16 protein-coding genes and 1 tRNA gene are annotated in these 18,994 nt (G+C 43.2%); 4 read left to right on the plus strand and 13 right to left on the minus strand.

Going from position 1 to position 18,994, the window contains the following annotated elements; all coding sequences use genetic code 11:
- Positions 1 to 647: 647 nt before the first annotated feature.
- Together QT711_RS12265 and QT711_RS12270 are read right to left on the minus strand one after the other, a co-directional pair.
- Positions 648 to 1,193, minus strand: a complete 546-nt coding sequence (locus tag QT711_RS12265) for an RNA polymerase sigma factor (RefSeq protein WP_317944651.1) — start codon at positions 1,191 to 1,193, stop codon at positions 648 to 650.
- 664 nt (positions 1,194 to 1,857) lie between these two features.
- Positions 1,858 to 3,093 (minus strand): hemolysin family protein, encoded by a 1,236-nt coding sequence (locus tag QT711_RS12270; RefSeq protein WP_317944652.1) that lies wholly within the window; start codon positions 3,091 to 3,093, stop codon positions 1,858 to 1,860.
- A 166-nt stretch (positions 3,094 to 3,259) separates the two neighbouring features.
- Here QT711_RS12270 and QT711_RS12275 point away from each other — a divergent pair, with 166 nt between their 5' ends.
- Complete coding sequence (locus tag QT711_RS12275; RefSeq protein WP_317944653.1) at positions 3,260 to 4,657, plus strand: dipeptidase; 1,398 nt, start codon at positions 3,260 to 3,262, stop codon at positions 4,655 to 4,657.
- A gap of 72 nt (positions 4,658 to 4,729) precedes the next feature.
- On the opposite strand, the gene QT711_RS12280 is transcribed toward QT711_RS12275, so the two are convergent.
- Positions 4,730 to 5,335, minus strand: coding sequence for a nitroreductase family protein (locus tag QT711_RS12280; protein ID WP_317944655.1), 606 nt, complete (start codon positions 5,333 to 5,335; stop codon positions 4,730 to 4,732).
- A gap of 178 nt (positions 5,336 to 5,513) precedes the next feature.
- Here QT711_RS12280 and QT711_RS12285 point away from each other — a divergent pair, with 178 nt between their 5' ends.
- On the plus strand, positions 5,514 to 6,356 hold the full coding sequence (locus QT711_RS12285) for a DegV family protein (RefSeq protein WP_317944657.1): 843 nt from the start codon (positions 5,514 to 5,516) through the stop codon (positions 6,354 to 6,356).
- Positions 6,357 to 6,393: 37 nt separating this feature from the next.
- On the opposite strand, the gene QT711_RS12290 is transcribed toward QT711_RS12285, so the two are convergent.
- The 8 genes from QT711_RS12290 to QT711_RS12325 all read right to left on the minus strand — a co-directional run bounded on the left by QT711_RS12290 (position 6,394) and on the right by QT711_RS12325 (position 12,807).
- Positions 6,394 to 6,885, minus strand: a complete 492-nt coding sequence (locus QT711_RS12290) for an amidase domain-containing protein (protein WP_317944659.1) — start codon at positions 6,883 to 6,885, stop codon at positions 6,394 to 6,396.
- Between the two features lie 103 nt (positions 6,886 to 6,988).
- Positions 6,989 to 7,744: an SDR family NAD(P)-dependent oxidoreductase gene (locus QT711_RS12295; RefSeq protein ID WP_317944661.1), complete on the minus strand. Its 756-nt coding sequence runs from the start codon at positions 7,742 to 7,744 to the stop codon at positions 6,989 to 6,991.
- 191 nt (positions 7,745 to 7,935) lie between these two features.
- Complete coding sequence (locus QT711_RS12300) at positions 7,936 to 8,790, minus strand: peptidoglycan DD-metalloendopeptidase family protein (protein ID WP_317944663.1); 855 nt, start codon at positions 8,788 to 8,790, stop codon at positions 7,936 to 7,938.
- A gap of 554 nt (positions 8,791 to 9,344) precedes the next feature.
- Positions 9,345 to 9,821, minus strand: coding sequence for a DUF2691 family protein (locus tag QT711_RS12305; protein ID WP_317944665.1), 477 nt, complete (start codon positions 9,819 to 9,821; stop codon positions 9,345 to 9,347).
- A gap of 141 nt (positions 9,822 to 9,962) precedes the next feature.
- Complete coding sequence (locus tag QT711_RS12310) at positions 9,963 to 10,769, minus strand: S-layer homology domain-containing protein (RefSeq protein ID WP_317944667.1); 807 nt, start codon at positions 10,767 to 10,769, stop codon at positions 9,963 to 9,965.
- A 183-nt stretch (positions 10,770 to 10,952) separates the two neighbouring features.
- Positions 10,953 to 11,312 carry a hypothetical protein gene (locus QT711_RS12315; RefSeq protein ID WP_317944669.1) on the minus strand — a complete coding sequence of 120 codons (360 nt, stop codon included), beginning with the start codon at positions 11,310 to 11,312 and terminating at the stop codon, positions 10,953 to 10,955.
- 291 nt (positions 11,313 to 11,603) lie between these two features.
- Positions 11,604 to 12,143: a GNAT family N-acetyltransferase gene (locus tag QT711_RS12320; RefSeq protein WP_317944671.1), complete on the minus strand. Its 540-nt coding sequence runs from the start codon at positions 12,141 to 12,143 to the stop codon at positions 11,604 to 11,606.
- Between the two features lie 591 nt (positions 12,144 to 12,734).
- Positions 12,735 to 12,807, minus strand: a tRNA-Ala gene (locus QT711_RS12325).
- A 29-nt stretch (positions 12,808 to 12,836) separates the two neighbouring features.
- On the opposite strand from QT711_RS12325, the gene QT711_RS12330 reads away from it, so the two are divergent.
- Positions 12,837 to 13,895 (plus strand): DUF2804 domain-containing protein, encoded by a 1,059-nt coding sequence (locus tag QT711_RS12330; RefSeq protein ID WP_317944673.1) that lies wholly within the window; start codon positions 12,837 to 12,839, stop codon positions 13,893 to 13,895.
- 454 nt (positions 13,896 to 14,349) lie between these two features.
- Positions 14,350 to 14,817 (plus strand): YusW family protein, encoded by a 468-nt coding sequence (locus QT711_RS12335; RefSeq protein ID WP_317944675.1) that lies wholly within the window; start codon positions 14,350 to 14,352, stop codon positions 14,815 to 14,817.
- 66 nt (positions 14,818 to 14,883) lie between these two features.
- On the opposite strand, the gene QT711_RS12340 is transcribed toward QT711_RS12335, so the two are convergent.
- Both QT711_RS12340 and QT711_RS12345 read right to left on the minus strand, forming a co-directional pair.
- Positions 14,884 to 16,713, minus strand: a complete 1,830-nt coding sequence (locus tag QT711_RS12340) for an ABC transporter ATP-binding protein (RefSeq protein ID WP_317944677.1) — start codon at positions 16,711 to 16,713, stop codon at positions 14,884 to 14,886.
- On the minus strand, positions 16,694 to 18,436 hold the full coding sequence (locus QT711_RS12345; protein WP_317944679.1) for an ABC transporter ATP-binding protein: 1,743 nt from the start codon (positions 18,434 to 18,436) through the stop codon (positions 16,694 to 16,696). Before QT711_RS12345 ends, QT711_RS12340 begins: the two co-directional genes overlap by 20 nt.
- Between the last annotated feature and the right edge of the window lie 558 nt (positions 18,437 to 18,994).

Consider the following 18,994-nt stretch of genomic DNA (forward strand, 5'->3'; position numbering starts at 1 on the left):
CGACTTCAATCCCCTCAACAAATTCCACCCGCGGTACAAATCAACTCTAGCCAATCAAACGATTTCCGCATAAGTCATGCAAACAGCGCATAAAAACGCCAATAGCCGCATACATTCACCAAACAACGCATACTTCTCTCAAACGCGGCATACATAGGCTAAAACGCCGCATAGCTCCCGCAAACGGCTCATTTCGCATATCTACCAAACCCCTAATTTGTCAAAAGCATTGCTACGCGACTACACCTCCCTCAACAAATTCCGCCCGCGGTACAAATCAACTCTAGCCAATCAAACGATTTCCGCATAAGTCAGGCAAACGCCGCATAAATCCCGCAAACGGCGCATTTTGCTTATCTTCAAAACTCCTAATTTGTCAAAAGCATTGCTGCGCGACTACACCCCCTCAACAAATTCCACCCGCGGTACAAATCAACTCTAGCCAATCAAACGATTTCCGCATAAGTCGGGTAAACACCGCATAAATCCCCCAAACACGGAATAAAACCGACAGACAAAGCATACTTCTCTTAAACGCGGCATACATAGGCTAAAACGCCGCATAACTCCCGCAAACGCCGCATTCCATAAAAAAGCATAAAATTGCCCAAAAAGAAAAAGCATCGGCATGAAGCCGACACTTTTCGTTACGCAATAACATATTCCCGCACTGAAGAATCATCCATCATTAAATCTTTTAAATACTTTTTCGCGCGGAACAAGCGGGATTTCACGGTTCCGATCGATACTTTCATCATTTCTGCAATCTCAATTAACGAGTATTGATGGACATAAAAATACTCAATCGTTGTCCGATAAATCCCGTCTAACTCGCCAATCTTTTGTTGCACCATGCGTTGAATGTCACTTTGCTCAATCATTTCGACAGGCGTCGGATTATCGCTGGGAACCAAATCGAGAATCGGAACGTCCAATGTATCAGGTTGGTTCATAACGTGCTTACTTCTTCGCACATCTTTACGATAACGATCGCGGAATGTATTCATACAAATCGTTGTCAACCAAGCTTTCATACGATCAACACTGTCCATCTTTCCACTGTAACGGACAACTTTCACCCACACATCTTGCATGAGATCTTCCGCTTCTTCTTTATTACGTGTCAATTTTAAACATAAGTGATATATATAGCGGCCGTATTGTTCATACAGCTCTGTTAAATCCATTTTCATCAGTAACGCCCTCCGTTTTGTAACTGTTACCCTTATTATCAGCAAAAGCCTCCTTACAATCTATCGCTTTCCCTTTCACTTAACTTACAAAAATGTAAGTAATGAAAAGCGGAGAGTGGCGTTCAGCTGCGACAGGCGATGGAGGAAATGAACGAAAGGCGCTCTTTGCCTTTTGCTTCATTTCCGAAGCGACCCGAGCAGCTGCCACTCGGAGCTAGACACTGAAAAGCGGAGAGTGGCGTTCATTAGTAGTTCGCAGTCTAAAAGCGCCACATCGTGTGGCAACGACTGCATGACCTGCATCCTGCAGGCCTCAGGCATAAGGCAAACAACGAAGTGGGTGCACTTCCCACGTAGTTGGATGACTTATGACCCGAGCAGCTGCCACTCGGAGCTAGACACTGAAAAGCGGAGAGTGGCGTTTAGCTGCGACAGGCGATGGCCGACTAAGAACGCCACGTCCTGTGGCAACGTCGGCACTAACACATCCTGTATGTCGGAAGAAATGAACGAAAGGCGCTCTTTGCCTTTTGCTTCATTTCCGAAGCGACCCGAGCAGCTGCCACTCGGAGCTAGACACTTGAAAAGCGGAGGACGCTTGTTCAGCAATAGTACAAAAAAATCCCGCAAACTCAGCTTTCACCGAATTCACAGGATTCATCTATTATTCTTCGTCTGTTCGTTTCGTAATCTTCATCTTTACAATACGACTGCGATCCATTTCCATGATTTCAAAAAACAGATTTTCGAATGTAAAGCGCTCACCAGGCTCAGGTACGTGACCGAGTTCCTGCATGACAAATCCGCCAATTGTTTCATGGTCTGACGGTAATTCTACATCGAACATTTCAATGACATCCACGATTTCCAGTCGACCGTGACAAACAAGTACAGATTCGTCTTTTTCATAGACAAGCACCTCTTCGTCAAAGTCTGTTTCATCCTCGATATCCTGACCAATCATTTCTTCAATGATGTCTTCATGCGTCACAATGCCAAGCGTGCCGCCGTATTCATCCAAAACAATTGCCATATGCTTCTTTTTTGCTAACATCAACTTGAACACTTTCTCAACACTAGCCGTTTGAACAACAAACAACGGCTCGTTATCCATCAACTCGGACAACTTCTTTTCTGGATGGATTGACCATTCAATGAGCATTTTAGAATAAAACACGCCGACAATCCGGTCAATGCTTTCCTCGTAAATCGGATAACGGGTATAAAAGTGTTCGAGAATGGTGTCTCGCACTTCTTCGTACGTCGAGTCAATTGGCAAACCAATGACATCTGTACGGTGCGTTTCCATAACGTCCGATACATCTTTTTCAGGAAAATCAAGCACGCCTTTTAACCGTTGCGACTCTTCCTGTTCAAATGTTCCCTCCGTCGAAGCAATATCTACCATGGAACGAAGCTCTTCCTTCGTCAATGTCGCTTCCGTCACAGTCCCTTTTGAGATAATGCGGATAAACACATTTGTAAACATCGCAAGTAGCGCCGTTAACGGAATAAGTATTTTTACAAGGATTGTAATGACTGGAGCTACTATGTACGCGACCCGGTCTGCAAATGTTGCTGCTATTGTTTTCGGCAAGACTTCACCAAAGATAATGAGGACGACGGTTAATATCCCCGTCAACACACCGACTTTTAAATTCTTATCAATTGCAATCATCGTAACAATTGTCGGCATCATAATATTGGCAATATTATTCCCAATTAGAATCGCCGTAATCATACGATCTGGTTTCGCGATGAGGTTTCTTACGGTAATTGCTTTGCGGTCACCTTGCTCGGCACGAAGTTGTACCTTCATTCGGTTGACTGCAGTGAGTGCCGTTTCACTTCCTGACAGGAAGAACGACATGAATAAAAAGAACCCTAGTGCTATAAACAAAAGTAATTCCTCCAGGATTTTCTAGTCTTCAACAGCTTGTTCTTTTAGTAACTTTTACATATCATAACATACTTATCCGTCACTCGTCCGTTAGAATCACTCGAATCCTTTTCTACATGCTATACTGTTTCTATTCACGAAATAATAATTGAAATGAGGGATTAGAGTGGATCAATACCAACAACTTGATACGTACTTCACATCTAAGAGGGATGAGCATTTGCAACAATTAACAGATTTCCTTCGCATTCCTAGCATTAGTGCACTGTCTGAACACAAAGCGGACATGCAAAAAGCAGCTGAATGGTTACAGCATTCATTCGAACAAGCAGGCTTGGAAAACACTTCAATCGACGCTACTGATGGTCATCCAGTTGTGTACGGTGATTGGCTTCATGCGGAAGGCAAACCGACAATTCTCTTCTACGGACATTATGATGTCCAACCGGTTGACCCGTTGCATCTTTGGGAAAGCGGTCCTTTTGACCCCGAAATCCGCGACAATAAATTATATGCACGTGGAGCGAGCGATGATAAAGGCCAAGTGTTCATGCATATTAAAGCAGTTGAAGCGTTAATGCATGAAAACGGTAGCTTGCCAGTGAATATTAAATTCATTATTGAAGGTGAAGAAGAAGTCGGTAGTCCGAACCTCGAAAAATATATTGAAGAAAACAAAGAGAAATTGGCTGCGGACATCATCGTTATTTCTGATACAGGCATGTACGGTCCTGGCAAACCTGCAATTTGCTACGGGTTACGCGGTTTAGCCGGTGTACAGATTGATGTTAAAGGTGCAAAGGGCGACTTGCATTCAGGGCTTTACGGTGGTGGTGTGCAAAATCCGATTCACGCCATTTCTGAAATACTCGCGTCTTTCCATGACAAAGAAGGCACGATTGCAGTCGATGGCTTTTACGAGGATGTACGGCCGTTAGCGGATGAAGAACGTGCAGCGTATCAAGCTCTTAATTTCGACGAAGAGGCACTTAAGCAAGAAATTGGCGTGGAAGCATTATTCGGAGAAAAAGGCTATTCGTATTTAGAGCAAACGTGGACTCGCCCTACACTTGAAGTAAATGGCGTATTTGGTGGATTTGCAGGCGAAGGCATTAAAACGGTTTTACCATCCGAAGCGGGGGCAAAAATCACATGCCGGCTCGTTCCTGACCAAGATCCTGAAGATATCGTGAGAAAACTAAGAGCCCATATCGAAGCACATAAGCCTGCAGGCGTAACCGTAACGGTAAGTGAATTCGATAAAGGAAAGCCCTTCATCACACCATTCGACCATCCTGCAATTCAAGCAGCAGGCAAGTCTTACGAAAAAGTGTACAACGTCCCAACTGCATTCACACGCATGGGTGGCTCGATTCCAATCGTTGCTGCATTTGACGAAATTCTTAACTTGCCTGTCGTGCTCATGGGCTTCGGACTTGCAAGCGAGAACTTCCATGCACCAAACGAGCACTTCCATTTAGAGAACTTCGATAAAGGACTTCGTGTGATTGGGGATTACTATTGCGAGCTCGCACAATTCTCAAAAGACGCGTTAACAAAATAAGACTTTTCTTGAATTAACTAAAACCGCGTGCCAGCAAGTGAATTGCAACTTGTCTGCACGCGGCTTTTACACTTATTGTTCTACTTCAACGCTAGTCTCTTCATCTTCCATTCCATAATAGGTAACGATTTCTTCTAGTGGTGTACGTGTGCGGGGTTTAGGAATTTCATCAAAATACCCGAATTGCAACATGCTCATGATCCGTTCCCCCGGCTTTACACCGAGCTCTTCGCGGAATTTCGGGTTGTCCAAGAAAGGTGGTGTTTTCCAGCACGTACCGATTCCTTGATCCCACGCAAGAAGCATTGCGTTTTGAACAAGTGCGCTTGCTGCCGCAAAATCTTCAAGACGCTCTTTTTGACGCGCATCTTCTTGAACGATGACGAAAACGACCGCTCCGGCTGCGCTAAACTTCTTCATCTGTTTTTCTAAGTCCTCATCCGAAAGCTCTTTCCACTTTGGCACTCCGTATTCTTTCAGCACATCTAACACTTTGGCATATTGTTTATTCGCAGCGACGATGAAGCGCCACGGGTTGCGCAATCCATGAGTCGGTGCCCAAATTGCATTCTCTAAAATACTTGTTATATTTTCGAGATCAACCGGCTGACCGTTAAAGTTTTTAATCGAACGACGGTTAACAATTGCATCCCTAATCGACAATGCTTGTTCATTCATAATAAGAACTCTCCTTTAAAACATACTATTCACCATTATACATGATTTGAAGTTTCGTGGAAATGTAAGGGACGATTAGGATTTTCTCTACCAAAATGCCCAAATACTATTTCATGAAATTACTTTCTGTAGTATAGTAATGAAAGAAGTGAAAGTTTCGAAAAGGATGGCTGACGTAATGACAAAAAAACCATTAGCATGGATAACTGACAGCACTGCATTTATACCAGAAGAATTGAAGCAACACCCTGATTTTTATGTAATCCCGTTAAATATACATTTCGGGGAAAAGCAATTTATCGACGGAGTTGACCTTACTTCTGCAGAGTTATACGAGCAAATAAAAAACGCAACAGAGTTCCCGAAAACCTCTCAACCTTCAGCTGGAGAATTCGCGGAAAAGTTTAAGGAAATCGCGGAAAACTATGAACAGGCAATAGCCGTGCATTTATCGAGCGAATTGAGCGGAACATTGGCTTCATCTATCGCAGGGGCAGGAATTGCAGATTTCCCGATAACATTTGTCGATTCTCTTTCCCTCTCTTACGGTATTACTGGATTGTTGGAAAAAGGAATGGAGTTATACGAAGACGGCGCTTCTGTCGAAGACATTAAAGCACAACTCGACAAGATGGCAGGAACATTGAATAACTACATCCTCATGGGACAACTCGAGCAGTTGTACAAAGGCGGACGCATGAATGGCGTACAGTTCTTCCTCGGAAGTTTGCTTAAAGTCAAACCGGTCATTCAAATTACGTCTGAAGGGAAACTAGAAGCAACTGACAAGGTCCGTTCCGAAAAGAAAGCGCTTCAATACTTAGTCGATAAAGTGATCGAAGCGCATCCTTCCGGCCAAGGAAAAATTTATCTTATGCAAGGAAATGTATTAGAACAAGCAAACCAGTTAAAACAAATGATTCAAGAAAAAGCGCCTCAACTCGAAGTCGTTATCGGGGATATCAGTTCCACGCTCGCAGTACATGCAGGAGAAGGAACGCTTGCGGTATTGTGGTATTAAAATAAGACGGATGCCTGTTGAGGTATCCGTCTTTTCATTATGAAAACTGGTCGTTTATTTTAAAGAAAACGTACTTGGCATTTGGGGAGTATGCATAGGAGTCTTTGTAGTCCCATGTCCGATGAAACGCGTCATACGTATGTGCATTGACGAGTGGAACATTCCCCATTTTCGCCGTCACAATCGTTGTATGATCAAAACGACCGTCTCCTTGGAAATCGTAGCAAATGACATCTCCAAGATCCAACTTCTCCGCCGAACTGACTTGTTTAGCTGTTAACCCTTTTTTGGAGCCTGCTAAATACCAACGCATCGAATGAGCGACCGCCCAACTGAAACTCCAATTTCTGTTCCCACGTTGTAACCACCAGCCACGCTCTCGATTTGGCTGCCCGTACATCGGAGCACCTCCAGCGAGTAAACATTGCGAAATATAATTCGTACAATCCACATCGAACGACGGAAATGCCGGATTGCGACCATTCCACCATTCATCCGCATACCGAACCGCAGCCTCTCGATTGTACATATGCCTACCACCCCCTACTAACAGCGTATGAACATACATGTGAGCCCATGCAAAAAAAGACCCGTTTGCACGGATCTTCTTCTTGCACAGGCTAATCGACAGCTTATCGCAACATGATTGACCCACCGTCAACCATGATCGTTTGTCCTGTAATGTATTGGGAGTCTTCGGATGCTAAGAATACTGCGACACGACCGATGTCTTGTTCAATATCACCGAAACGACCCAATGGAATTTTACTTCGTACCGCTTCGTAATACTCAGGCTGCGCTTTCGCCCAAGCTTCAACGCCTGGTGTGTTTGCAATCGGGCTAATAATGTTGACGTTAATGCCAAATCTGCCCCACTCATTTGCCGCTACGCGAGACAAGCCACGGATCGCTTCTTTCGCAGCCGCGTAAACACCTTGTGTCTCATGTCCTGCAAGGCCTGCTCCTGACGCGAAATTGATGATATTCCCTTTTGTTTCTTTTAAGTATGGAAGTGCCGCTTGCATCAAGTAGAACGTCGGATAGAATCCTGTACCGAATGATAAGTCAAGGTCTGCTTGCGTTGCATCTTCAATCGTCATTTGCTTAGATGCATGCGCATTATTCACTAACACATCCAACTTACCGTATTGATCAATCACTTTCTCAACAATTTTACCTAAGTTTTGGTGATCCATTAAATTTGCTTGAATGAATGTGGACTTTGGAGAAATCGTTTGTAATTCAGCGACCGTCTTTTCACCGGCTTCTTCATTCAAATCGACAATCGCAATTATTGCGCCTTCTTTCGCCATTGCTGTTGCCATGCCGCTACCAATCCCACCAGCTCCGCCGGTAATGATAACAACTTTTTCTTCTAATTTACCCATTGTTCCATCTCCTTTTCAAACTGCTGTGGTTATTTTAACATTAAAAAGCATGACTTGTACATTACTCTAACTTGTAGTATGAAGTATGTGCTAGCTAATTTATTCATTACAAAAGCGTTTGTTCGAGTTCGTATAGGAAGGAGAGTAGGATGACTTCTAGACACTATCGTACTATTTTGAAGCGCACTTTTTTATCCACCTATTCTTTTCCCATCTGCAAGTGCAGCTCCAGCAATTAACCCGTTTAAGTAAATGGCTTTGGACACCGTCATTTTCCCCTCTCTCATTTCTTTCTCATGTTCATCAGAAGAAAATACGCCAAGCTCTCGTGCATATTGATACACATTCGCCAATTCTTCTCGTTGACGTTGGTTGAGTTCCAACATGATCTCCTCCTTCCCTATCGGCAGTACAATCGGTGGCGACGGCTTCTCTCTTTCAGCGATTTCTTTTGTCAGCTTTAATCTCGTCAAATGGTCTGCCACACCATTTACAGGCAATGACCTGCTCTTCTGATAATCCATCACGGCTTTCGTTGTACGATCCCCTTGAAGGCCATCCACCACCAATTGATAGCCCAATCGATTTAACTGATCTTGCACAACCTTAACTGTAGAATCGATGATATATAGAGCAGGGTTCACGTGATTGGCATAACCACCCGGCCACGTCCCTTTACTCATTTCAAAGTGCAGATGAACACCCGTTGAATTCCCAGTGCTTCCTTTCATGCCAATGTACTGACTTTGAGAAACGTATTGTTTGGTCGATACGGCTATTGTCTGTAAATGCAAATACGCGGTCTCCCATCCATTTGGGTGTCGTATGACAATATAATTGCCCGCAGTGGCATGTCCCCACCCAATATAGCGAACATAGCCACTAGCCGCTGCCCAGATTTTATTATTCGTCGCCGATCCGTAGTCAATTCCCCAATGCGGTCTCACACCTTTGTTCGTTACCGGATCCAAACGCGCACTACTATAAAGACTCGTAATATAGCCTTCGCATGGCTTCACAAACTGCATTGCTTCAACTCCTTCCATCCTTTTGATTTACTAAATGAAAGACTGTAATCTTTCACTATACTGCTATAGTATTTATTCACTACTGAATCGTGCCGGCTTTGTGGAATCGGTGACATATTTGGCTGAAGTTTTTAGTGAATGAGCAAGTTTAACCTTGATGCAATGGATTACACGAAGAAGATTTGCACAAAAAAAAGATCGCCAAAAGACGACCTTCTCTTGCTAAAAGATTGCGCACTATTGAAAGACAGCGCGCTCTTACTCCATATGTGAATCAGTAAGACCACTCACAATATCCCCAAAAGTAATCTTCATGTTTGGAGCACAAACCAACGCGGAATTTATGTTAAATACTTGAGAAAAAAGAAGCTCGGCTTCATATTGCTTCTGTGCTTCTTCCGATGTGACCCCTCGATTTATCAAGCCTCGAATAAAATTAAATTGAGTTGGAATTAATTTTATCACTCATAGCAAAAAGCAATTAGATAGTTCTCCGGTTAGCGGAGCATCCCATCTAGTAGATAACTAGCTAAATAAACGATCCATATGCTATTCACCATAATTTTTCTCGCTCAATCTTTCGGCAGCCATCCCCATACAGCGGCAATTAGATTTTCTCTCTCCATAAACTTAATGCCTTCATAGCCCACAGATTTTGCTCGGTCAACAATATTCAAAAGGAGTTGTTTATCCCGAGAGTAGACAATTACTTGTGCTGAATCACTGACGATTAACCCCAGTTTGCAGGTACTCTCCATGAACTCTTTTTCATCCGTAATTTCTACCACGCTTTCTAATGAAGGAAATGCTTTTATGTCGGCGAAAATTAACAGGTAGTCTTCACTAGAAATATGATTCATAAATGTCGATCCATCCATGATCGCATCTTTTTCTCCAAAAAAAGGAGCACCGAGTCCACTTACTGGATCAGCAAAATACGCTTCTTCCGGAGCAACTGACCAATACCAAGATGGGTCTACAACGCCCTCGAAAATCTCATACAATTGTTTACCGAATTCATTCCTTATATAAAACAATATCCCTTCCAATTTTCCATCCCCCTTTGGCTAAGTAAAGAGACTAAAAAGAACCTTACCAAACTTAACTTGAGAAGGTTCCTTCTATGAAGCGTACGGTTTGAACTGTTGGCTTTCACATAGTTAGTGAATTTGTTTTTCTTCTACGATTGTTTACTTCTCACAAGCCCATCCGTCATTGTCCCGATCATGTTTCTCAGCATAAGCCGGGTGACCTAGACGAACACCATATGGATAATACACACGCATTGCTGTACAGTTAGCAAATGTTGTTGGGGCATCCGGGATGACATACGTACCCGAACTTAAATCCGGCTGTGGCTCTGGCTTAGGTATAGCAGGCGTTGTAGGTTGAGTTGGTTGTCCTCCTTGCATTGCACGCGCAAGAAAAGCTGATATTTGCCCTTTTGTTAGTTTTTCAGCAGGTCTGAATGTATGATCTGCGAAGCCTGTCGTGATTCTAGCTTGGATGATTTTTTTAACAGATGAATACGACGCAACGGAAGGTGACATATCTTTGAAACCGGTAGGAGATTCAACGCTTAGATTAAATGCTCGCGCTAAAAAGATTGCCATTTGACCACGGTCTACCAATTCGTCCGGTCGAAAAGTTCCATCTGAATAACCTGAAATGATTCCAGCTTTTACAGCCGAATTAATATAACCAGAAGCATTATGATCTGTTGGTACGTCTTTGAATTTTGTCGCTCGCTTAGTTCCATCCAACCCCACAGATTTGGAAACCATAACGGCTACTTCTGCCCGCGTTACCCGTTCGTTCACGCCATATATCTTACTTGCACTGACAACACCCTTGTCTAGCAAATATGAAATCTCTTGATAAAAACCATGTGATGTCGGCACATCAGAGAAGACTACGCTTGCCGCTTCTCCTTTAGAAAAATTCAGACCAGATAAAACCAAAATCAATAGTAAACTGGATAGTAAAAACTTTTTCACGCTGTTCCCCCTCCATTTATTTTGTTTATAGAAATTCTTGCTGTGTTCTTCCCTATTCTCCTCTATTCGCCATTTATATATATAGTCCTTCTTTCAAACTTCAAATATTTTCCACGGAGAGTGGATAAACTCAAACTTTCTCTTTGGTCAAACAAAAAACGCCCTTTATAGGCGTTCGTGTACTTATGACTTATTTATTACTTGCATGCTTTCTAAAATTGTTTTTGCGTCCTCATTAAGATAAGAAATAATTTCTTCTCTTAGCATTAAATCCACATTGTCTTTTATCAACATCTTCAATCCTCTAACATTAAAGTTAGAAGCATAACTGTTAATTGAGTAAATTATATTCATTTCTCGTCGAGTAATGGGTTCAGCTGTATTGTTAATGAGAAAATTGAATAGTTCCCTCGCATTCCTTCTAAGATGATGTTTATTCTCTTTTAGCATCTCCATATTCTCTTCCATGTATTTTCTGGCAGTAATAAAATCTAAATCATCCATACATTTATTAATGGACTTTAAAAGTTCTTGTTGAATCATAATAGACGCTCCTTTAAACCTATACTAGCTAGTAGTTATTATCGGTAAAAACGGACTATTATTTAGACCCAGCAAGAACTAGAGAAAAAACCAACAATCTGAACGTTAATGTATACGTTCTATCTAATCTTTCACATTCTAAACAATACCCAATTTATGCGGAGAGTTTTCCAGATAAGAAGGCTATTCAGATCGATCCTGTTGTACCCAATACCTTATAAACCTTATGGTATCTAATAAATTAGTTCGACTACACTTGTTGCAAAACTAACAAGTGTAGTTGTAAAATTTTCACTCAAAAAAGACACTTGGATATTCAATAATACCAGCTGCATGATCAAGAGAGCCTTCCAGTAATTCAATAGCCATTAAAGCTTCTTCTGGCACTTCAAACGGTGCTTTAATTTGCCATAAGGATGACTTCTTAAAACCGAATTTCGGATAATATTCGGGATGACCTAGTACTAATACTGACTGGAATTCAAGCTTTTTCGCCACTTCTAATGCCTTTCGGATTAATGACTTTCCAATACCTTTGTTTTGGTATTCAGGTAAAACTGAAACAGGTGCGAGTGCAAGTGACGCCGTTTTTTGATTGTTGGCATCACTAATGAACACTTTAGATAAAAGAATATGCCCCAATATTTTATTGTTTTCTTCGTCAACAGCTACCAAGGATAACTCTGGAATAAATGAATCGATTTGTCTGATTCGTGAAACCAATTTATGCTCATTTCGATCACTTTGAATTGCAGATGCAAATGCGGTTTCTACGACCTTCTCAGTTAATTCATAATCGCTTTCCTGTTCTTGTCTGATAATAAAATGCATTAATACAGCTCCTATTTCTTATAAATATCATGTTTGAAAAACGATGTTCAAACATGACTTTTGTATAACAATTCTTGTTAGTTGATGAATTTTATATGATGGTAACATAGTTCGCCCATTAGAGAAACTTTGGTAATAGGACCTTTCTGTTGTACATTATGCTCCGATTGTAATGTGAAAAACGACGACTTAACGGGAGTTATATTCATTCATCTTATAAATGTAAGAAAACGTATTCCCAAGCATTTTATAAAATTATCGTTTAACATATCTCAATACACCTTCTGCTGCACATGGAGCAGTCCAGGAGTCCACCCGAAAATAAGCTCAGAACGACTTGGACACTCAGATATTAAAATCGACATGAATACATACGGACACGCTTTGAGAGTAGCCGATAAAGCCGCAACAGATAAATTTGATTCTATTCTTAAAAAGAGTTGAAATGAAGAAAAAAAAATACATTTAACTTTATTCAAAGCAAGCTTGTTTTTCTGTTTAGTCGGCAAAATGTCGGCATAAAAATAGCGTTTCTTTTAAAGATTCGCTTGGAACCTTCAAGAAACGCCGTCCTATCAATGTTATTACTTATGGAGCATACCGGGTTCGAACCGGTGACCTTCACACTGCCAGCGTGACACTCTCCCAGCTGAGCTAATGCCCCGACTATCTGCTATACTATAAATTATAACAATGACAGTTGTAAAAGACAATAGATTGGGGGCTTTCTCCTTGCAACATGCTGAAAGGGAAATTACAGGTCCTGTTACACTCTGCGATAAGAAAGGAATGTTGAATCCTGAAGCAATCGGCTTCGCTCGACGTCCTTTTGTAGAGAGTAATTTGAAGGGACATTTCATGCGCAAAAAGAAGTGGAATTATTGGTGTGTGTTCGGTGAGGACCTTCTATTTTCTGCGTCCATCAGCCATTTTGATTATGCAGCAATCTGTTTGGTTTCTATTTTCGATTACGAGACACAACGTTCCTATGAAAAGCAGGTTGTGTTACCCGTTGGCCGGAAAGTGAAAATGCCGGATGATGTGCTTGGCAGCGTGAAGTTCATCAACGAACGGATTTCTGTTCAACTTGTGCATATTCAAGGAGAAACGCACTTATCTGTAACCATTCAGGATTTTGATAATGAAGTGCTGCATGCCGATTTGCATATCGAACATCCCGAACAAGATGATTCCTTGAATGTTGTCATTCCTCGGAAGCGAGATCTGTTCCAATTCACAGCCAAAATGCATAGCATGCCGACTACCGGTTTTGTAAAAATCGGGTCCCGACGCTATGATTTTAATCCAGATTATAGTTTTGCCGTTTTGGATTACGGGCGCGGTATATGGCCACGGAAATCAGAACGATACTGGGCTTTGGCTTCTCAACGGTTAGGCGGACGTCGAATCGGATTGAATTTGGGTGCAAAGTGGACAGAAGGTACTGGCATGACGGAAAATGCAGTCTTTGTCGATGGAAGGATGACAAAAATTCATGAAGATGTGATTTTTACGACCGACCCTCTACATTTCATGACACCCTGGATCATTCGCACAAAATTTACTTCGCAAGTGGATCTTTCCTTTACACCATTCTTTGAGCAAACGTCCAACTTGAATGCCCAATACGTCAAAAGGATCGCGAATCAATACGTGGGTTATTTTAACGGCACCGTACAGCTGCAAGATGGCTCTACGCTCCGCATCCGCCAAATGCTCGGATGTGTGGAAGACCATCGGGTAAAATGGTAAATGAACCAACTGGCTTCATGCTAGTTGGTTTTGTTTTGCTTTTTTCTCCATGAATCAAACACACTATTTTCTCAACTTCCACTGTGAGAAGTGCTTTGAGATGATTAAGAGCATTTAGTTAGATTTGCATGGTTAGGGTGTTACTCATTACTACACTTACTCGTCGTAACACAACGTAAACCCCGCGTATCACAACGTTTGCGTGTCGCATCACAACGTATAGCCGACGTATCACAATGCTCGCTCAGTATCACAATACTAAACCGATTCCCACATTAACAAAATTCATGAAGATGCATGCACTCTACTTTCATTGAGCCCATACATGCGGATTCAAATTAACTTCCCCGCCTTCTTTCATTCGCGATTCCCCAAAAAGGTCTTGAGGTGTTGGGTTTAATTTTCAAACGGGAAGGAAAATACTGAGGAGAGATTACTTTGGGAGGTTGCTTACATGAAGAACATAGTGAAGTATGGCGCAGTGTTGGTTTTTGCGTTGCTCGTGTTAGGGGCTTGTGGGTTTGGGAAGGATCCGGATGATCGGAACCGGGAGGATGCGACCGTTTTGCATGAGAATGAGAAGGAAGGCGGTTCGTTGGAGACGGGGAATGGGTATGGCTTTGATCAGTTTGAGCTCGAGATTGAGGTGGATGGGCATGATATGATTGAGGCGAAGTATAAGATGGATCGCAATATGGAGACCATTTATAAAAATCAGTTGGCCGGTATTGACTTGAAAGATGATGAGGCGATGGTGAAGTTGGATGAGATGTTTATTGATATCCTTTTCACGAAAGATACTTCCAAGCAGGAAGCGATTGATAAGCTGTTGGAGTGGTTCGGCGTGGATACGTATACGGAGTTTGACTTAGAAGTGTATTTTGATGATGGCACGATTTTAGATGTAGAAGAGAAGCACTGACACGAAACCCGCTTGCCGATGCTGTTCGGTTTAAGCGGGTTTCGTATGTAGTCGATGCTTTGCCTGTCAGGATGTTGCGTCCATGAGCATCGTATAGTACACACCTTTTCGTGCAATTAATGCTTCTTGCGACCCGGATTCTATGAGCTTCCCTTGCCCCATGACGTAGACCGTGTCTGCTTTTCGGACGGTGTTCAATCGATGGGCGATGACGAAGCTTGTGCGACCTTCCATCAGACGATCGAGTGCTTCTTGAATTTGGAGTTCTGTCACGGTATCGATGCTACTTGTTGCTTCATCCAACAGCAGTAAGACCGGATCGGCAACGAGGGCCCTTGCGATGGAGAGCAACTGCTTTTGACCTTGTGAGATTTCCCCGCCATCCGCTGTGAGCACAGTATTGTAACCTGCCTCCAAGCGTGAAATGAAGCTATGGGCATTCGCTTTTTTCGCAGCTTCAATTACTTCTTCGTCTGTTGCGTCAAGTTTTCCGTAGCGAATATTTTCCATGACGGTCGCTTCAAAGAGGAAAGGATCTTGAAGGACGAAAGCGGTTTGGCTCCGCAATGTTTCACGCGGCAATTCATTGATGGGAATGCCATCAATGAGGATTTGCCCTTCATTCGCCTCGTAAAAACGTGCAAGCAATTGCATAATTGTCGTTTTCCCCGCACCTGTCGCCCCGACAAACGCAGCGGTCTCGCCCGGTTTGACGTGAAATGAAATGCCGTCGACCGTATAGCCATCCGTATCCACTGCATAGCCGAAAGACACATTTCTGAATTCGACATCACCTTTTAGAACTGTTTCGGCATGCCCTGTCGCCTCATCTTTCTCGACTGGTTCATCCATAATTTTGAATACCCGCTCGGCACCAGCAATAGCCGAAAGCACCGTGTTGAACTGGTTCGATAGGTCGTTAAGTGGACGCGTAAATTGACGTGCGTACTCGGAAAAAATGACGATAGTTCCGATCGTGACGAGCCCATCCCCTTTCAATGCCAATAAACCTCCAACACCCGCTACAATTGCAAAACTCGCGTTGTTCAGCATGTTCATCACTTTTGGAATAAAACCTGAATAGGTGAGTGCCCAAAAACCGGTGCGGCGCAGTCGTTCACTCTTTTGTGCAAATTCCTCCATTACGCGTTCTTCTTGGGAAAATGCCTTGACGATTCGTTGTCCTGATATCGTCTCTTCAATCATGCCATTTAGCTCACCAACCGCTCGCTGTTGCTCTTTAAACAGCAAGCCGGTCCGACGTGTTATCCACCGGATGGCGATGAACATGACGGGAACGATTGTCATCGTCAGCAAGGTCAAAATCGGGCTCAGATACAGCATGACGGCAAATGTTCCTGTCAGCGTCAATATACTTGAGAACACTTGGATGAAAGACGAATTTAACGTTTGACTGACATTTTCAATATCATTTGTCACGCGACTCATGAGCTCCCCATGTTGCCGTTTGTCAAAGAACGTGACAGGCAGTTTTTGCAGGTGTGCGAACAAACTTGTGCGTAGACGGAAGACGGTTTGCTGTGCAATCCCGACCATCCAGAAACTTTGAAAATACAAGGCGAATGACAAAACGGCATAGATGGCAATGAGGAGAATAATTTTCCCTGCAAGTCCGTCGAATTGCATCGCGATAATATGGTTGTCGATGATTTTTCCAATCAAAAACGGTCCGAGTAATGATAGGACGGAGCTGACAAGAACAAGCGCAAGCACTGCGATGAGAAGTCCCCGTTGTTCATCGACAAGCTTCCAAATCCTCAACAATACAGACTTCCAATCATTGGCCCGTTCAGCTTTCTTTTTTCCTGGTCCCTTAATGTCTTCTTTCTTGATGATCGGGTCATATCCGAACGGTTTACGAATGCTCCTCACCATCGACGATCACCTCCTCTTCCGCTTGTGATTGTGCAATTTTTTGGTAGAGCTGTGACTGACGCATTAAGTCAGCGTGCGTTCCATAGCCGACAACTTTCCCTTCATCCAATAGAAGAATTCGATCGGCACCTTTAGCCGTTTGCACTTTTTGCGTCACGACTAGCATCGTCGCCGCCTCTTTCTCAAGCGCTTCCCAAAGAGCCATTTCCGTCTTCACGTCGAGCGCACTCGTACTATCATCAAGAATCAAGATGGATGGTTTTCGTACAAGCGCCCGCGCAATGGAAAGCCGCTGTTTTTGCCCACCTGACAAATTGACACCTTTTTGCCCGACACGCGTGCCATACTTTTGTGGGAATAAATCAATCGACTCATGGATTTGCGCCTTTTTCGCCGCTTCCTCCAATTCATCCGGCGCTGCCTCCGTATCTCCCCATGATAGATTGTCTAGTATGGAGCCCGTGAACAAAATGGATTGTTGAGGAACGAGCCCGATTGTATCGCGCAAATCCTTTAGCGACCACTCATTCACTTCAGTTCCACCGACAAAGATTTTCCCTTCTGTCGCCTCAAAAATACGAGGAATTAAATTTAATAACGTGGACTTTCCAGAACCGGTCGCTCCCATGATGGCGAGTTTTTCACCAGGTGCTACATGGAAAGAGATATCGTCTAAAATCGGTTCCGGTTTTCCTGGATACGTAAAGGAAACATGTTCAAAACGCAACTCGCCTTCAAGCTGGCTCAAGCCCGAGCTTTCAGACCGATTCAATTCCAAATCATCATTTGCCACAAGCACCTCTTCCATCCGCTCAGCTGAAGCTTTCGCACGCGAGAATGCAACGATGATGAACGCGAACATTGAAAAAGCACCTGTCATGCGCATCGCATAGTTGACGATGGCTACAAGCTCACCGACTTGTGCTTCCCCGTTGCCAATCTCGACAGCACCAAACCATAAAACCGCCATCAGACTGACGTTCATGACGAATAAAAGCACAGGGAGAATAAGTTCCATCATCCGCATCGCTTTCACTGTGTCATGACGCAACTTATCCGCGACTCTTGAAAAGCGACTCGCTTCGTACATGCCTCTCAAATACGCTTTGATTAAACGAACGGCTTGCAAATTTTCTTGAATGACTCGGTTCACCCGGTCCAATCTGCGTTGGACATTCGAGAAATAACCGACCCCTTTACGCGCCATAATGAATAGAAAAATAAGTAATATTGGTGCACCAATTACTAAATAAAATGCTAATTTCACATTCACGACGAAAGCCATGACCAAACTGCCGAGGACAAGTAACGGCGCGCGCATCATGATCCGAAGTCCCATGAACAATACGTTCTGCACCATCGTTACGTCACTCGTCAACCGTGTAATCAATCCCGCTGTTGGAAAACGCAGAAACGTCGCCATCGAAAAAGCCTGAACTTGACGAAATAAGGCTTGACGAAGATCAAACGCAAAACTTTGCGCAGCATGTGCAGCAAAATAGGAGTTAATCACCCCTGAGAAAAACGCGACGAATGCAAGCCCCATCATGACACTGCCCCACGTCCAAATGACCGTAACGTCTTCAGCTAAAATCCCTTCATCAATGATTTTTGCGATTAATAAAGGTTGAATGAGCTCTACGGAAAGTTCTGTAAGCATAAGGAATAGCGCAATGAAGATTGGCCATTTATATGGCTTTGCATAGGAAAAGACTGTTTTCAAAATTCCAGACCCCCAACAACTACTTCGTATTACGAATTATTTTTCTTTTGTCACTATTATGCCACACATCAAAAATTATGTATAGGGAGTAGGTCTTCTTGAATGTTCGTGTGATTCTCAAGGAGTAGAACGGGGATTTCGGAATATTTTTGCGAATTGCGGGGGATATTTTAACTTGGAGAGGAACTTTTAAGTTCATTTGGGATAAAAATGCATTTTACTTACCGTGGAGCGCGTTTCGAGGTTTGTCAGGCAATTAGACGGGGTCTATTTGACAGCGGGGATCGCTTTTCTCATCTGACGGGCATTTAGAGCATTTCTATTTGACCGTCAGGCTCCGGTTTCACGGGTGACGGGCATATAGAGCATTTCTATTTAACCGTGGGAGCCGTGTTTCGCGGGTGACGGGCAATTAGACGGGTTCTATTTGACCGAGGGCGCCGATTTTCTCCTCTGACGGGCATATAGAGCATTTCTATTTGACCGTCATGCGCCGGTTTCGCGGGTGACGGGCAATTAGACGGGGTCTTGACCGCAGGAGCCGTTTTTCTCCTCTGA

It is taken from the genome of Sporosarcina saromensis (assembly GCF_033253735.1).
Classification (GTDB): domain Bacteria; phylum Bacillota; class Bacilli; order Bacillales_A; family Planococcaceae; genus Sporosarcina; species Sporosarcina saromensis.

Coding starts and splice junctions, on each gene's coding strand:
- QT711_RS12265 (WP_317944651.1), bottom strand. CDS start 1,193: ATGAAAATGGATTTAACAGAGCTGTATGAACAATACGGCCGCTATATA.
- QT711_RS12295 (WP_317944661.1), bottom strand. CDS start 7,744: ATGGGTAAATTAGAAGAAAAAGTTGTTATCATTACCGGCGGAGCTGGT.
- QT711_RS12290 (WP_317944659.1), bottom strand. CDS start 6,885: ATGTACAATCGAGAGGCTGCGGTTCGGTATGCGGATGAATGGTGGAAT.
- QT711_RS12335 (WP_317944675.1), top strand. CDS start 14,350: ATGAAGAACATAGTGAAGTATGGCGCAGTGTTGGTTTTTGCGTTGCTC.
- QT711_RS12300 (WP_317944663.1), bottom strand. CDS start 8,790: ATGGAAGGAGTTGAAGCAATGCAGTTTGTGAAGCCATGCGAAGGCTAT.
- QT711_RS12340 (WP_317944677.1), bottom strand. CDS start 16,713: ATGGTGAGGAGCATTCGTAAACCGTTCGGATATGACCCGATCATCAAG.
- QT711_RS12330 (WP_317944673.1), top strand. CDS start 12,837: ATGACAGTTGTAAAAGACAATAGATTGGGGGCTTTCTCCTTGCAACAT.
- QT711_RS12315 (WP_317944669.1), bottom strand. CDS start 11,312: ATGATTCAACAAGAACTTTTAAAGTCCATTAATAAATGTATGGATGAT.
- QT711_RS12280 (WP_317944655.1), bottom strand. CDS start 5,335: ATGAATGAACAAGCATTGTCGATTAGGGATGCAATTGTTAACCGTCGT.
- QT711_RS12320 (WP_317944671.1), bottom strand. CDS start 12,143: ATGCATTTTATTATCAGACAAGAACAGGAAAGCGATTATGAATTAACT.
- QT711_RS12285 (WP_317944657.1), top strand. CDS start 5,514: ATGACAAAAAAACCATTAGCATGGATAACTGACAGCACTGCATTTATA.